Origin of the sequence: Algibacter sp. (assembly GCF_039977455.1) — a bacterium.
GTDB lineage: Bacteria > Bacteroidota > Bacteroidia > Flavobacteriales > Flavobacteriaceae > Algibacter_B.
Genome location: NZ_JBDWDG010000011.1, coordinates 95,871 through 112,800 on the forward strand (window position 1 = coordinate 95,871; position 16,930 = coordinate 112,800).

The window sequence follows — 16,930 nt, forward strand, 5'->3', positions numbered from 1 at the left end:
TTAAGTATCGCTTTTTTCTTCCCATCTGTACAAAGGAAAAAAATCTGAAATAGCATCTTTCGAGAAGTTTTTATTTAAAACTAAGGTATTATAAACCTCTTCGTTAACAATATAAGTCCAAATTTTAAAAGGTTTATAATGTTTGGATAAGGAAGATTTAAAGTGAAATAAACTGTCTTGTTTGTTTTTTAAACCACCTCCTAAATTAAAATAGCTATAATTAGCCCCAGAATAATCTAATCGAACTTTGTTTAGTAATGCTCTAAGTGGGGAGAGGCCTAAGTAATCCTTATTTGTGCCAGATAAATGGTATTGAATAATTTTATTTGTTTTAATTATTAGAGCTGCAGAAATTGTTTTATTAGTTTCTTTATCAACGGCATAAACAACATCTGTTTCAAATTCATCGCTATGTAAAAAACTCAAAAAATAGTCCTTACTAAAATAGTAATTTTTATGGGCGTTTACCCGATCCATATTTTCGTAATACAAATCAATAAACGCTTCTAATGATTTTACACTACTGCTTTTTTTAATATCAAGCGTTTTTTGCGCTTTTCTTAAATATCTTTTTGTAGTATTAGAAAAAGCCAATTCTTGTGTTTCAAAAGTGTCCTTTAAATCTAGATATACAACTTTACCAAGTGCTTTAATAGTGCCAATATTTTCAAGAATATTATCTTGGTTTTCAATAAACGGATGTAGTCTGCTAAAAACAGAGATAATATTTTCCTTTATTAAAAATGCATTTAAATGTTTTTTAAATTGGATATTGTCAAAATCCGTATCAATGGTGTTTTTTAATGGACCAGCATATCCATAAACAGAAGTGGCATCAAAAAAAGGAGTGCCTTTAATAGGTCTAATAATTAATGGTAAACAAATAATAGTATCGCCTTCTTGGTATTTTATTAATACCGAAGATTCATCATTTAATTTGGATAATTCGTGATAATCAAAGGTTTGGTAAAAGTCATAGCCTGCCATTTGCGACAAAGTTTGTTGCCAAAGCTGCTTTTCTTTTATTAAGGTTACTTTTATATTATCTTCTGTGTTTTTCATTTATTGATTAAAAATAGTTCAGTTTATAAATGAACTATTTATAGTATTTAGTTTTATTAAATAGTTTAGGTTCAAGAACGCATTAAAGCTTATCTATTCATAAATCGATAAAACGGAAAGAAGTATTTTTTAACTTCATCTTTATGTGCATTATTATAATCTTCATGTTGGCTTTTGCATAAGGTTTCGTAAACTTGATAATTATTTATTTTCCTACCGGTATAGAATACGATGTCATCATCTTTAGGGAAAAATGCTTTTTTACTTTTATATAAACCATCTCCATCGCTTAAACCTCCACCTAAAACATAATATTTTAATTGATTTTCAATAGCCCATTTAATGATTTCAACACGTAAAAAATCGTTTGGGCGATGGCTAAAGTAGTTGGCATCTGTACCGCCTAAAAACGCAAATAAAGTGTCGTTATTTTTAATTATTAATTCTGCTGAAATAGGTAAGTCATTAAAATAGGAATAGGCGATAAGCATTTCAGATCGATGATTTGAAACTAAATCTGAGAAATATTGTAATGAAAAGAAATAAATTTCTTTTGCATTATTTCGTTTCATAGTGTCTGTATAGATTTTATAAAACGTGATTATTTCTTCTTGTGTTATTTCATCCTCTTGAAGCATTTTAAACGTTAGGTTGAATGATTCAGCTTTACGATAATTATTTCTAACCTTTGGAAGGAATTTTTCCCATTGAAGTTCAAAAGTTTTTTCTAAGGTACCCTTAACGTTTAAAAGCGTAGAGATAAGTATGCCAGAATAACTAATGTAATTTCTATTTAAGCTAAAACGAATAAATTCTGAAATAACATTTCTTTTGTCATACCAGCTATCTACGGCCTTCCAAAAGGCTTGTAAATCGATAGAGTTAACTTGCTTATCATCAAATAATGGACCATTATATCCATAGGGTGTAATTGTATCAAAACATGCTTCTAAGGTGTCATTTGTATCTATTTTCCTTAGTATTATGGGCATGATTATTTTTACTTCGCCATTTATTTTAAACTGGAAGTACTTTAAGGTATCGGTTTCATTTACAAAATACTTTAAATGGTCGTATGAATAATAAACATTATTGTTCCAATTTGTTTTTAGTAAGGTTTTGTATTTTTCAATATCTTCAGGACTGTTTAATTTTTTACTTATAAATTCGTATTGTTTATTAAGGTTTTCTTTGGGGAAGATATCGTTATAAAGTATTTTAGATAACACTTGAGATAGCCATATTATTCTACCGCAGTGTTCTACATGCCATACCGCCTTATTTTCAATAACATTTCCGGCTAGCATTGGCCCCATAATATGAAGGTTTTTGCTGCATTCTAATGAGCTATTGACGTGAAAGCCTATATTTGATTGATTAGGTACGCAATATTTTTTTTGTAATAAGTTTTTATAAAGTAATGGCAGATCATCATGTTTTAAATTTTTACTGCCCACACAATTAATAATGATATGGAAAGGATTTTCACTCGTTAATGGTTTACCGGTTTTGGTATCTAAATAAGACAACTGGTAATCGCCATTGTTATCTTTTACTAAATTGCTAAATCGTCCTGCAATATGTTCAAACCTATTTTCACGTTCTAGATTTTCAATAACATTGGTATAATGTTGTCCTGCACAACGTTGCCTTTTTCCAATAGCATTTCCATATTCGCAAGCAAAAATTTCAAGTTCTTTTTCATTTAAACAGTTAAGTAATACCCCAAAAGATTTTGAAATAATCTCTACCGTTGATGCTGCTCCTAAATTAATTTCATCGGCGAGGTCTAAATCTTTATAAGTAGCCTCGGCAATAGTAGCGGCAGTTAATTTGTTACAGTGCTTTAAGGCTTCTAAATGTTTAGGTTTAAATGTTTTTTGTCTTTCAACATCTACCGTTGTATCTGGTATTCTGCCTTGGGTAGAAAGAAATGTAAACTTAGTGTTTTTATATTCTTGTCCTTTAAAATCGTTAATTTTATAAATAACTTCTAAGGCACTCGCGTTAGCACCAACAATTAAAACATGTAATGTTTTATCTGTGTTTTTGCTTATAAAAGAATTGATTTTTTGCAATGAAACTTTTAGCTCTGGTAAGTAAGGGTTGTTTAAAAATAAGAGATTGTCTTGTTCAATGACACTTTTATTTTTCCAGAGGTAATTTGTAGGTAAGGAGCCAACAGAAAGCACCACTTTTTTAGATTTAACGTCTTCTTTATTTTCTAGTTTTATAGTGTAAATACCATCTATACGTTCAACATCAATGGCTTTTGCGTTAATTTTAGTTAACTCAATTTTATTAGTATCTCTAAGACTTTGTAGTTTTGCTTTAATTAATTGGTCCATATAGCAACCAAAAAACCGTCTAGGAATAAATAAATCTTCCCATCTGTTGTTTTTTATATCATCACGATTGTCCTTTAACCAAGCTTCTGTTAGTGTACCGCCTTCTTTTTTAAGTTCTTGTAGTAACCAATTTTTATTGCTGTTAAGCCACGCAATGAATAAGCCCAGTTCAGGCTCAATTAAAAAATTCCGTAACGATGTTATTAAAAGTGTAGAAAATCCAGATCGTTCACCGTAAGGTAAACCTAAATTAAATTCATGGTACTTCTCAATAATAGTGATGGTTATTTTTTTACCATTAGTTTCATCACTATTAATGAGTTTTAAGAAGTTAAGGATGCTAAACGATGTTGAGATACCCGATCCTATAAATGTTAAGTCTGTGATTTCTTTAGTATGGTCCACTTTAATCTTTATTTTTTATTTTAATAATTTTTCCTGGGTTTCCTACAACAGTAGCGTAGTCAGGCACATCTTTTAATACAATTGTTCCCGCACCAATAGTGCACCATTTACCGATTTTTACTTTTGGGATTACCACACAGCCCACTCCAACATGGGAACCTTCACCAACCTCAACATGTCCACAAAGGGCAGCTTTTGGTGAAATATGAGCAAAATCTCCAATTATATTATCATGGTCAACACTAGCACCCGTGTTAATTATAACATGTCGTCCAATTTCGGTGTTTGGTTGTATTATAGCTCCAGCAAAAACAACTGTTCCTTCACCAATTTTAGAAGTTGGTGAAATTATAGCCGATTGGTGTATGGCCTTTTCGTAATTGCAATTTAAAAACTCTGAAATTTCAGCGCGTTCTGAATTTTTTCCAACGGCAATGATAACGGGAGCGCCTTCATGAGGAAAATTTAATATATTCTCCCTTGCTCCAATAGCTACATTTTTAGATGCATGATGAACTTGTTCTGGTTTGTCATCAAAAGTATCTAAAATCTCATAGCCATTAATACGCATAACTTCCTTAATAACATGCGAATGACCTCCTGCGCCGTATATTCTAACTTGATTCTTATAATTAGGAGTCTTTTTCATAATATTTAAATAACTATATTTCTTAAATAGAATTTTTATGCTAAATATTTTCTAATTAACCTTGTTGTCTTTTCTAATGATATTTAGCATGGTTTCAACATTTGTATTATCAACAGCGACATCTTTAGAGGAAATAACTTTAAAAACGGTTTTAAATAAAATACTTAAATCCAATTTAAATGATAGGTTATCTACATATTCGGCATCAAAATTTAACTTGTTATCCCAATCTAAGTTATTTCTACCATTTACTTGAGCGTACCCTGTAATACCTGGTTTTACCGTATGTCTTTTTTGTTCGTTTTTGGTGTAATAGGGTAGGTATTGTGGCAATAAAGGTCTAGGTCCAATTAAAGACATATCACCTTTTATGATATTAAATAATTGTGGCAATTCATCAATAGATGTTTTTCTAATAATTTTACCAATCGTGGTTAAGCGGTAGGTGTCTGGTAATAAGTTACCATCAGCATCTTTCTTGTCGTTCATGGTTTTAAATTTTACAATTTTAAACAATTTTTCGTTTTTTCCTGGTCTTACCTGAAAAAAGAAAGGTTTGCCTTGATTTGCAAAAAATAATAAAATGGTTGCAATAAGTATTATTGGAGATAATAAAACTAGAGCAACAAATGCAATTAAGTAATCTAAAAGTGGTTTTATTACGTTTTTATACATGTGTAATTAATTCAGTTTCGATTGGATGGCCGTTACCAGGTCGCCAATATTATTCATATTCATTAAATCCATGAGCTTAAATTTAATATTAAAATCTTGCTCAATTTCAGTAATAATCATCATGTGGGTTATAGAGCCCCAATCTTCTACATCATTGGCAGTTGTATCGTTATTTAAAACGAAATTTTCGTGTTCAAGTACTTTAACAAAAGCAGCTCTTACTTTTTGTTTAATAGCTTCTTCTTTCATAATTATATGGTGTTAGTTTTTTTTAAAATGGGTTCTTAAGGTGTGTCTATCAATTTTACCATTTATGCTAAGTGGAAATTCTTTTATAAAACAAATATGCCTCGGAATCATATAATCGGGCATTTTAGCTTTCATATATTCAAATATATAGTCGGTATTAAATGGCTCATCTTCAAAAGCTAATCCCAACTCAGAGTTACCTAAATCGTTAGGAATATCAATAGCAACAATGTTGGATTTCATTTTAGAAATAGCCTTAGCATGAAACTCAATTTCTGCTAATTCCACTCTAAACCCTCGTATTTTTACTTGAAAATCGACGCGTCCTATGTATAAAAAGTCGCCATCTTCATCCTCTATACAAAGATCTCCTGTTTTATAATACCGTTCTGTTTTGCCATTTTTTTCGATATTTATAAAACTTAAAGCATTACGCTCGGGGTTTTTCCAATACCCTGGTGTCATTTGTAATCCAGCTAAATATAATTCGCCTTCTGTATTTAATGGGACTTCTTTATTGTTTTTATCAACAATGATATGTCCTGTATTTTTTAAAGCGGATCCAATGGAAATGATACCATTTAAAGTTTTATTACTTGTGTGCTCATCGTATTTGTAATAATGACTGTATACTGTAAATTCGGTTGGTCCGTAGCCATTAAAAATTGTACTGTTTGGTATGCAGTTACTCCACTCCTTTGTAATGTTTTCATATAATGCACCACCGCCAAAACAACAGTAGCGTACATGAGGCGAATTAATTTCAGAAAAATAAGGCCGCAAATAGTTTAAAATAGAAGGTACCATGGCAAGAACGGTAAGGTTTTGCTCTTTTATTAATTTATAAATATAAAAATATTTAATGGCTTTTTTAGGAATGGTATATATGCAAGAACCCGCTATTAAAGGAAATACTGTGGTTGCAATTGAAAAATCGAAGGTAAGTTCGAACATTTGCAAGCATTTATCGGTAGACATTAAATTAAAGTCGGGTTGGGCATCCATAGCATCTACTATACCATTTAAATTTGTATAGGTAATAGGTACGCCTTTTGGTAGACCTGTTGTTCCCGAAGTAAAAATCATATAAGCGATATCATCGGGGTGTATTGGTTTTAACTCTAAATTAATTTCTGCATGTTCTAAGGTTTTCGACGCAATAACATTATAGTCGGTATAGACTGAATTTTCAGAAGAATCGATAATCGTTTTTGTTTCGGTAGAATTAAAAACATGAATATTTCTTTCAATCGGGGTAAAATGGTTTACTGGTACATAGGCTTTTCCTTCTAACCACAAGGCAATCATACTCGCATAAGTTTGTATGTCGTCATTAGCAATTAATCCTATTAACTTTTCCGAGCTATCTACATGCTTTGCTATGTGCTGTCTAATTTTAGAAATTTCTAAAGCAAAATCCTTATAGGTATAAGCGATATCATCAATATAAAAAGCATCCTTGTTATAATGCTTTATTATAGACTCTTTTAAATTAGTTAAATATTTCATAGTATTTTTAATAAAAATGACCGTCTCTATTAAACATGGTTAGGCTATCGTAATCAAATACGGTATCATTATGAACAAGGCCTTTTTTTATGACTTTATGGGTAAAAACAGAAAAATAACGTTTGTTTATAGTATCAGACAATTCAGTATCATCGGTAAAAATAAAATTTCGCTTCGATTTTAATAGGTTCTCCATTAAAACATCCACACAAACATCATAGTTATTAGGATCTTCTACTAAAAAGTATTTAACATTAAATTCGTTGTAGTTAATGATGTATGATAAAAACCCAATAACGACATCATCCTTCATAATTTTTAAATTATGAATATGAATATTATCACTTACCCCTGGCTGTAAATTTGTATAAGGTCTTTTATGGTTTACGGGCACTTGCAGGTATTGTGTGTTACTAAGTTGCCAGTTTACATACGCTTTAGTTTTTAAAATGAGATCGTTTGTACACAAAGGTTTTATAAAATTCCAGGTCGCATTATCCAATTCAGTTATAAACTCGTAAGTTAAAGGGCTTGTCTTTTTCCCTAATTTACTTCTGTTTACAAAGCGCACTATGGTTCCTGTAATGCTATCTATAATATCCATTAGGAATTTTATAGGTTTTAAAAATGGAAAACGCCCTAAAAGCATAGAACGGTCTAAGCTAAAAAATAAAGTATGCCTCAATCGTGATGCGATAACAGTAAACGGTCTTTTGTCATAAAACTCCTGAACATTCTCGGTATACCCTTTTATAACCACTTGGTTTTGTACTAGTTTTACAGCGTAGTCATAAAGATAGGTACCTAAAATAGAGTCCTTATAGCGCTTAACTACCCACCAATCAATCATCCAATACACTTTTTTGGTGGATTGATCTTTGGTATTTATTAAATCGGGAAACATATAAATAAAGGCAACCATTTCACCATTTTCCCAAGCTAAAACGCCACAACTATCTTCTTCTTCAATCCTGTTATTAGACACTAACCAAATAGCTTTACTCTTAGCCATAGGGGCTAATCCCGATTTCCAAAATGTATTATTTTCAATATATTCTCTTAACTTACTTTTTGTTAAGTTAATAATTTCTAAATCTTCACTCATTGATTTTTGGTATTCGTGTTAAGTAAAAGCGACAATCTCTTTCAAATATATAATTATATGATTAGCAATTAGGTTTCATTTATATATTTACGTTATTAATGACTTTTTTTTCGATGAGAGGTCATTAAATTTTATAGAAAGGAGTAATACATTGCGTATTTAGTTTGTGAGAGAATAAAACTAAAATGCCAAAGCCATGATATTAGTCTAAATGCGATGTAATATTTTCGACTAAATCATTATTAAATAGGGTAGCGCCTTTATGGTTTAAATGAGAGGGGTCGTAAAATAAATCTATTTTATTAAGGTAATTGGTAGCGTTTAAATAATTGTAAAACGGTACACCTTCAGATTTTGCTATGGCTTTAATGGTTGAGAAGGAGGGGTTATTTGCTAAATCTTGATTATCAAATTTTGGAGAGCTTACAAATATTAATTTCACCTTATGTTTTTTAGCCTCGTTAATAAAATCCTTGAGTAACTGCACAAAAATAGGTTCTAGCTCTTCGGTATAAATCTTTTTTGGCGGATGTTGCGTGTATGCAGCTAGTTGTTCAGGTGTCATAACCTCATGTAAAGGGCGATACCCTTTGTCTGACAATTGCGGTGCCATTTTATATTTTAAAACCCGAACAAAAGTCGAATTATATTGGAAGGCTTTAAATAAAAGTTTGTAATCATTATAATTTGAATTTAACCTTAAAAATGGATTGAGTTCCTTTTTATTCGTTGCATAATACGGATGTAAATCACTTAATCTGTTAAACGCTTTATCTGATTTAAAAAGAAACTCCTCATCGATATTAAGAATAATTAATTCTGGCCGATGCCTTTTAAGTAGTATTTTTTGAAGTGCGGTGTGGTAAATAAGCTGTTGACCTTCGGCACCAGCATTATAACAGGTTTTTCCCGTTTTAGCTTGAATAATTTCGGGTATATAGTGTCTAATGGCATGCGAGCTCCCAAAAACTATAATATCGTCTTTAGAGTCATTTACCACGTAGGATGAGCGTGCATATTTCCCTGTTTTTTGACTTAGAAATAATTTTTTAGCAACCAATCCAAAACTAAAATCGACAAGTATAACAATAATAGCAAATTTTATAGTTAAAATGGCAACACGCTTAATTTCAGTAGTCATAATGCTTAGAATTGAAAATATATAAATTGACTATTACCAAAAACACCCAAGTAAAAAATCATAAAGATGATGATACTGTACCTAAAAAGCGTAGCTACTGGTTTTATGCGTTTGGGAGCAGACACATAGCTATTAAAAAACTCCCTTTTAAATTCACTTAAAACGAGTATAGAAATAGCCAATAGCGTATAAATAGGAGCCGTAATATCATCTCGTCCTCCAACATAGGGAAACCCGAAATTAGTAAACATATCGTTAATTATATGTACAGCTTCATTTAAGGAATTGGCTCTAAAAAATACCCATGTTAAATTGATAAGCACAAAAGTGATTGCTATATTAATAAGTCCAGACCGCTTCTTTTTAAACATTAACGTTTCAGCAATTAAATATAGGCCGTTTATAGCACCCCAAATTACAAAGGTCCAATTCGCACCATGCCATAAACCACTAATTAAAAAGGTTATAAATAAATTAAATAGATAGCGTCCTTTTTTAGATTTATTGCCGCCTAAGGGAATATACACATAATCTTTAAACCAGGTGGAAAGGCTTATATGCCAGCGTTTCCAAAATTCGCCTACCGATGCTGCAAAATAAGGACGGTTAAAATTGACCATGAGTTCCAAACCAAATAATTTAGCAACACCAATAGCTATTAGGGAGTACCCTGCGAAATCGCCATAAATTTGAAAGGCAAAAAATACGGTGGCAACCATAAAGCTAATACCATTATGGTTTTCTACATTATTATATACAGCATCTACATAAATAGCAGCTCTGTCGGCAACCACTAACTTTAAAAAGAATCCCCAAATCATGAGTTTAACGCCCGAGGCTATTTTACGTTTTGTAAAAACTCTAGCGTTTAATATTTGTGGTAATAAATTGGAAGCTCTTTCAATTGGGCCTGCAACTAATTGAGGAAAAAACGAAACAAAAGCCGCAAAACTTATAAAATTTGTTGTGGGTTTAAGTGTGCCTCTATTAATATCAATAGAATAGGATAGGGTTTGAAATGTATAAAATGAAATCCCTACAGGAAGAATAATATGTAAAGCCCAACTGTTTTGGACGGTGTACCCTAAAAGGTTTAAGGATTCTACCCAAGAATCAATAAAGAAGTTGTAATATTTAAAAAAGCCTAAAAGTCCAATGTTAAAAATGATACTAACCAGCATCCATTTTTTCTTATTAGCTTTTTCTTCAGCCTTATAAATTTGTAATCCAACAAAATAATCTACTATGGTACTGGCGGCAATTAATATTAAAAAACGATAATCCCACCATCCGTAAAATACATAACTACTAACTAATAGAATAATATTTTGCAGTTTCAAATTTTTATAAGCTACCCAGTATAATAGAAGTAGAGCAGGTAGAAATACAAAAAATATGGCAGAATTAAATAACATCTATTTGTTTTCTAAGTGTTTATATTCTTTAAGTAAACCGTCCCAAATCACCTGTCTTTTATAGCGTGTTACAATACGTTCTCTACACTTGGCTTTATCATAATTATAGGTTTTGTTGTAAACCTTTAGCATGGCGTCGCGTAAGGCATCAGCATCTCTTACAGGAATAATACAACCATTTTCACCTTCAATAATAATTTCGTTACAACCATTTATATTAGTTACAATAGCCGGTAATTCCATGGCACCAGCCTGCATTACCACATTAGGGAACCCCTCGCGATAACTCGGGAATGCTAAAACATCGGCAATGGCAAAATAAGGTCTAACATCTGTAGCCCAACCTGTAGATATAATTTGTGGGTTGGTATCTTTAATTTCTAAAGTGCTTTCATCTAAAGGATCTAGATCTGTTTCAAATCCACCTACTAATAAAAGTTTAGTGTCTTTATGTGTTTTAGAAATGGCGTTAAAGGCTTCTAAAAGTTCTTTTATGCCTTTATCGGCAACTAATCGTCCCACATAAATAAATACAAAATCGGTGTCAGCAATGTTTAACTGTTTTTTTAACGCTTTATTCTCGTCTAGATTACTAAAATGACTTAAGTTAAAATGATCCACATCTATTCCATTGGAACTACCATGGGCAATAACCTTCAATTTGTTTTTAGTGGTAAAATTTTCTTCTAATATAATATCGTATAATCCATGTGAGTTTGGGTAAATCATAGACGCAAAGGCATAAGTGATTTTTTCTACAGTATTTAATAACCATCTCTTTTTGCCTGTTGCGACTAGTAGTGGTAAGCCTGCAATAGTATGTAACCTATGGGGTACACCAGCAAATTTTGCAGCAATCATAGATAGGGTTCCTGCTTTTGGTGTGTGGGAGTGCACTATAAAAGGTTTCTCTTTTTTGAATAACTTATACAGTTTATAAACAGAAACGAGGTCTTTAAATGGTGTAATTTTCCGAGTCATATCAATACCAATAGTCGGTATGCCTTCTTGAATTGCTATTTTTTTAAGTGAGTTATACTCATCATTTGATGATACTCCAATAATATCGTAATGTGCAGACATAAATTTAAGTTGACCAAAAAGTAACTTTGAAAGTGATGCCGGAACTGTTGTAACTCTAATAATTTTTTTCTTCATAAAGGCTTTAATATCTGCTTAATCCACGAGTTGGTAAATATATAAAAGTTATTCTTTTAAGGAAATGGTTTTATAATTTCAATGGTAAAAGTTAATAATAAAGTGTATAAAACCTTTAAATGGAATGCCTACAATGTATTTAAAAAGGCCAATTTTAAGGGGTAAGCTATAAAATTCAAAAGGCATTTTTTTTAATACTTTGAAAGCTTATATGTAGGCTGTTAACTACATGTAAAACAAATAGTTAAAGTTGTTGTTTTTTGTTAACAAAACCTTGTTTTTTAATTATTTGAAATTATTTTTGCAAGCCGAAGTCCAAATCAAAAGTATAAGCGTAAGTTAATCAGTGGTATAGAAAAAGAAAAAGCCGTTAATCGTTAAAAACTGCATTTCATCGAATAAAATGTAGGATAAGTATTAAATTTATCGATTTAATGTGACAGTTTATCGATTTTTTCAAAAAAAAATTATATCATTGACCAATTTATTTTATGTCCTTAATTATTTAGTATTATGAAGATTACAATTAAAAACATTGCTTTGGCAATAGCAACGGTGTTCGTTTTAACATCTTGCAACAATGAAGAGTTATTTGTAGATGATGCCGTTTCGGAAGAACTAGTAGTAACAGATGAAGTAAAAGAAGAAATTGAAAACCCAATAGATCCTAATGACCCCTGTGATTTCGATTTAAGTAGTGCCACAGCAAATGCTACAGTTATTATTAATTGTATACTAGATTTGGAAGGCCAAACAGTAACCTTACCCAATAATGTGTATTTAAAGTATGAAGGCGGCGATATTACAAATGGTACAATTAATTTTGGTGCTAGTAATAGAATTGATGGTGAACTTTTAAACTACAGCTTAAATATTGGTGGGCAAACACCAACACTAAGCGAACCTATTTTTAATTTTTTACCAGAACGTTGGAATTTGGTAGAAGGCCAAACTACTTCTGATATTGCTCAAGAAAACAATAATATTCTTGAAGGTACCATGTTTAAAGTAAAAGAATATGGGGCTACGACTATGAAAATTGATGAATTAGATGCTTATTTTGAAATAAGTAAGGTTACGAGCACTACGACTAATGTAAATTTTTACCCTTCAGTTGAAGCCATAAATATTCCATCTGATTTTAATTTAGAAATGACAGATAATACTAATTTACGTACATTTCCTAATGGGAAGGAAGATGGTAGGTTAATTGCCTTTAGGGAAGTTTCAAATTCGTCTATTAAAGGCGGTAGACTTCATGGTGAAAGAGATGAACATGACTATTCTGGGCACTCCGCTGGGGAAGGTGGAAATCACTTAATTGAGGTTCATGGCTCTAATGATATTGTAATTGATGGTGTTACTATGACTATGGGATCAAAAGGCGGACTTTTTATAAATGCTTTAAATTTCACCTTTCAATCTAATTATGATCCATCATATAATATTTTGGTAAAGAATTGTATTTTCAAAGATATTAGAAGAATGTCTATAGCTATAACAGATGGTTATGATATCGTAATAGAAAACAACCAATTTATAAATACAGCCTTAGACAGAGAGAAGTCTGATGGAGGCGTTGTAGGTTTTGCTATTAATATTGAAGGTGTTAGAAAACGAGATGCAGTTACTAATGAGTTAATATACTATGAAAAAAATTATGATATTACCATTAGGAATAATAGTGAATGGGGTAGTAGAGTTGGTGCATTTAATATCTACACCGGTGATAATGTCATTATAGAAAACAATGATTTGGAAGGAGCAGTAGGTTGGAGTTATGCTTCAAATAGTATTGTGAGAAATAATACTTTTAAGGCATCCGAATTGACTAAAATTAAACCAGCTATAAGTGCAGGTGGTTCTGGTGAAACAGTATTTAATAACGAAATATACGGTAACACGATTTCTGGGTTCGATCTGGGTATTTCCGCGTATCATCAAGATATAGATATACATGATAATACTATTGAGGATTTTAATACAGGGTTACAGATCAAGAAAGCTTTAGATTTAAATATTTATAACAATAAGCTTACTAGTACAAGATCGTCTAGCCGAGGAATTATGACCCATATCACTTGGGCGAATAATGTTGACATTTTTAAAAATATAATTAATGTAAAGTCAGATCCGGTTTATTTTGTACATGTTAATTTGGATAATGAAGCTGAAGCTTATAAAATAGCAGTGCGTGAAAATGAGATAATATCCGATAACAAACTTACCTTTTCAAGTGTAAATGGGTTATTATTTGATAAGAATAATTGTAATTCGGGTGTACAACTCATTGGATTAACAAATTCTTCAATAACAAATAACACTATAAACACTGTAAATAGTAGTGGTATATTGATAAGTAAATATCATGAGGAGGTTACTCTAGACTCCAATACTATTTCAGTACCTAGTAACACACGTTTTCAGTGTATTAGTGATAATAGTGAAGGTAATAGTGATTTAAATATTAGTGAAACAACATGTGTTGAATAGCTAAACTATATATTCTTTAAAGATTAAATAAATCTCAGGTTTTTATAATCTGAGATTTTTTTATGCTTGAATTTTAAAATTTCGTTTTACCGAATTAGAATTTTCATTTAGTCGTTAAGGAATATTATTCACAATTTCAATAGGTGAATTTTGGAATAATAAAAATATTCATAATATAATTATGTGACCTCAATTTTAGTCTTAATACTATTTTTAATTAAGCGATATTTACCACTTTTTTCTACAGGAATATTATCTGTAAACTTAAGTGTTATTGTAATTTGCTCCCCAACACGATCTTTTAGATTTTTTAAAAAGACTTGCTCATCCTTTTTTGTAAAGGTTTTATCATCTTTTTCTATAAGTACAACAAGCTTGTCTAAAACGTGTTGCTGTATTTGAAATCGAACCACACCTGTTACACCTTTTAAACAATTCGAGATATTCCCTAAGTTAACTTTTCCTTTTTCCTCCGAATAAATATAATCTGAAATTCGTCCTAAAATACGTTTTACTAAAGGGTTGTTGTTACCACAAGTACAGGCAGCAGTGGGGTCATCAAGTTCTATTTGGTCCCCAATATCATATCTAATTAATGGTGTTCCTCGTGTATTAAAGGGCGTAACTACTAGTCTACCATTGGTAGTAGGCTTATTATTATCGTCTAAGACCTCAAAAACACCGCTCTGCAATTCAAGATGCAAATTGCCTTTTTTACATTCTATTATAAAGGGTGCCCCTTCAGAAGACGCATACTGGTTGTACACTTTTGTTTTAAAATAGCCTTCTAAAACGGTTCTAATTTCTGTGGTAATGGTTTCGGCAGTAGGAAATATAGCTGTAATAACATGTGCGGGAAATTCAATGTTGTGTTGCATGCCATATTTTGCAATTTCATACATGGTAGAAGGGAAACCAACAAAATACTCCGGTTTAAAATGTATTAAATTTTCAATATAATACTTTAAATATTTTGAATGTATATGAAACGTAGAGTAGTAGCGTACTTTATAAACATAATCTGTTTTCCAAAACCTGTTTTTATTAATATCCTTTTGGTTTAATAAATTTTTACCACTAAACCAAGCTGTCTTTTTTCCTAAACGGTAACCGAAATTGTGTCGAAAATAATCTAGAATAGCATGGCGCTCTCTAGAGTCCTCCAAAAGATAAAGAACTTCTAGCGATTTCCCTGTTGTACCACCTGTTTTTGCAATGCTACCTTCGCTTTTTTTAATGGTATAAACGTCATGTATGTTTTGCCTTAAGACTTCTTTGTTAATAATAGGAAGCAATTGAATGTTTTCAAGGGTTTCTGGTGATTCAATTTTTGAAAAAGCGTGCTTATAGTATTTTGAATTAGCTATGGCATAACTAATAAATTCGGTATATTTTTTTGACTGAATGTCTTTTAACTCTTGTAATGACAAATTTTTATTGGCCTTATACTGCTTTAAAAATTCATGATATTTACCCGAATTTCGACCTCTGTACGCGATTAAATTATAAACACTGACTAAAGCGTTTTGAATACCATGAGGGGCGTGGCTATATAGTATATCTTGTAATTGTCCCATTATTTATTTTGTTCTAAATAAAACTGTTGCATGTGTTTTGTGTTCGATATAATATCGTAGTTACCCTTAATAATATAATTGGACTGGTCAATTTTTTCAGAAGTATCTAATTCCAAAATATGTTGAGCCCATATTTCTGCCGATTCCTCAATGGAAACAAACTGTATGTTATTGGTTAAGCGCACTTCTTCGGTAATAGAATCGGAAGCTATAATTTTTAAACTAGCGGCTTGGGCTTCTATTAAGGTTACGGGAAGCCCTTCATAAAAGGATGGAAACACAAAAATATCCATCATTTGGCAGAGTTGCGGAATATCGGTTCGAACACCCAAAAATTGTATTTTATGATCTATTTTTAAGTGCTTTGCTTCGGCTTGTAGGCCCGATTTTAAAGGTCCATCTCCAATTAATATTAAAGTGGCTTGAGGTTGTTTTTTTAATAAGGCAGCAAATATTTTAATAAGAAAGGCATGATTTTTTTGACTCACAAAACGGCCAATATGCCCAATCACAAGCTCATTTTCAATTCCAAATTCTTTTTTGTAAACTTTGGATACGCTGGGGTTGTATTTAAATTTTTCGGTATCTATGGCATTATTCATGGTTTGAAATGCTGTGTTACCAAACAACCAGGTGCCCGCTTTATCCCCACATGAAAAATAATGGGTAGCATGTTTTTTTACACGCTTTTTTAGTTGGAGTTTTATTATTTTTTTTAAACTTTCCTTTAAACTTTCCTTACCGGTTACTAAAGAGCTTATGCTCACCTTATTTATAGCAATATGGGCATGAGCGATACGACAAGGGATATTGAATTCTTTAGCTATTTTATGAGGAAAATAGCTAAAAGTATTTAAATGCGAGTGTATGATTTTGTAGTCATCATGTGTTTTAAAAAAATCACGTAAGGCCACATAATAGGCTTGAGGCATAAATGGATTTATGGCAGGTAGTCTATAGATGTGACCTCCTAAAGCTTCAATTTCATCATCGTAGGCAGCTTTATTAGGTCTATGGACTAAAAAATCAAATTGCACCTTGGTGGTGTCTAATTTTCTATAATAATTCATAATCATAGTTTCTGCGCCTCCGCGATCCATTATGGTAAATACTTGTAAAACTCGTATTGGGGTCATAGCTATAG

General features: G+C 31.4%; 13 protein-coding genes. 1 reads left to right on the forward strand and 12 read right to left on the reverse strand.

From position 1 onward, the window contains the following. The 10 genes from ABJM36_RS02920 to ABJM36_RS02965 all read right to left on the reverse strand — a co-directional run bounded on the left by ABJM36_RS02920 (window position 1) and on the right by ABJM36_RS02965 (window position 11,716). Entirely contained in the window at window positions 1–1,062 is a 1,062-nt protein-coding gene (locus ABJM36_RS02920; protein WP_348448996.1) for a GNAT family N-acetyltransferase, read from the reverse strand. Between the two features lie 89 nt (window positions 1,063–1,151). Further along, window positions 1,152–3,815, reverse strand: a complete 2,664-nt coding sequence (locus ABJM36_RS02925) for a GNAT family N-acetyltransferase (RefSeq protein ID WP_348448998.1) — start codon at window positions 3,813–3,815, stop codon at window positions 1,152–1,154. A gap of 1 nt (window position 3,816) precedes the next feature. Continuing rightward, window positions 3,817–4,464 (reverse strand): acetyltransferase, encoded by a 648-nt coding sequence (locus tag ABJM36_RS02930; protein WP_348449000.1) that lies wholly within the window; start codon window positions 4,462–4,464, stop codon window positions 3,817–3,819. A gap of 51 nt (window positions 4,465–4,515) precedes the next feature. After that, window positions 4,516–5,139 carry a sugar transferase gene (locus ABJM36_RS02935; protein ID WP_348449002.1) on the reverse strand — a complete coding sequence of 208 codons (624 nt, stop codon included), beginning with the start codon at window positions 5,137–5,139 and terminating at the stop codon, window positions 4,516–4,518. A 6-nt stretch (window positions 5,140–5,145) separates the two neighbouring features. Beyond that, window positions 5,146–5,388 (reverse strand): acyl carrier protein, encoded by a 243-nt coding sequence (locus ABJM36_RS02940; protein WP_348449004.1) that lies wholly within the window; start codon window positions 5,386–5,388, stop codon window positions 5,146–5,148. 12 nt (window positions 5,389–5,400) lie between these two features. Then, window positions 5,401–6,897 carry an AMP-binding protein gene (locus ABJM36_RS02945; RefSeq protein WP_348449006.1) on the reverse strand — a complete coding sequence of 499 codons (1,497 nt, stop codon included), beginning with the start codon at window positions 6,895–6,897 and terminating at the stop codon, window positions 5,401–5,403. A gap of 7 nt (window positions 6,898–6,904) precedes the next feature. Further along, the gene (locus ABJM36_RS02950; RefSeq protein WP_348449008.1) at window positions 6,905–8,002 is read right to left on the reverse strand and encodes a hypothetical protein; all 1,098 of its coding nucleotides are present in this window, start codon (window positions 8,000–8,002) and stop codon (window positions 6,905–6,907) included. Between the two features lie 202 nt (window positions 8,003–8,204). Further along, window positions 8,205–9,143, reverse strand: a complete 939-nt coding sequence (locus tag ABJM36_RS02955) for a hypothetical protein (RefSeq protein WP_348449010.1) — start codon at window positions 9,141–9,143, stop codon at window positions 8,205–8,207. A gap of 5 nt (window positions 9,144–9,148) precedes the next feature. Next, window positions 9,149–10,483 (reverse strand): MBOAT family O-acyltransferase, encoded by a 1,335-nt coding sequence (locus ABJM36_RS02960; protein ID WP_348449012.1) that lies wholly within the window; start codon window positions 10,481–10,483, stop codon window positions 9,149–9,151. A 75-nt stretch (window positions 10,484–10,558) separates the two neighbouring features. Next, entirely contained in the window at window positions 10,559–11,716 is a 1,158-nt protein-coding gene (locus ABJM36_RS02965; protein WP_348449014.1) for a glycosyltransferase family 4 protein, read from the reverse strand. A gap of 513 nt (window positions 11,717–12,229) precedes the next feature. Here ABJM36_RS02965 and ABJM36_RS02970 point away from each other — a divergent pair. Continuing rightward, window positions 12,230–14,209: a right-handed parallel beta-helix repeat-containing protein gene (locus ABJM36_RS02970; RefSeq protein ID WP_348449016.1), complete on the forward strand. Its 1,980-nt coding sequence runs from the start codon at window positions 12,230–12,232 to the stop codon at window positions 14,207–14,209. Between the two features lie 179 nt (window positions 14,210–14,388). Here ABJM36_RS02970 and ABJM36_RS02975 read toward each other — a convergent pair whose 3' ends face one another. Then, on the reverse strand, window positions 14,389–15,786 hold the full coding sequence (locus ABJM36_RS02975; protein ID WP_348449018.1) for a phenylacetate--CoA ligase family protein: 1,398 nt from the start codon (window positions 15,784–15,786) through the stop codon (window positions 14,389–14,391). After that, on the reverse strand, window positions 15,786–16,922 hold the full coding sequence (locus ABJM36_RS02980) for a glycosyltransferase family 1 protein (RefSeq protein ID WP_348449020.1): 1,137 nt from the start codon (window positions 16,920–16,922) through the stop codon (window positions 15,786–15,788). The genes ABJM36_RS02975 and ABJM36_RS02980 overlap by 1 nt, the downstream gene beginning before the upstream one ends. Between the last annotated feature and the right edge of the window lie 8 nt (window positions 16,923–16,930).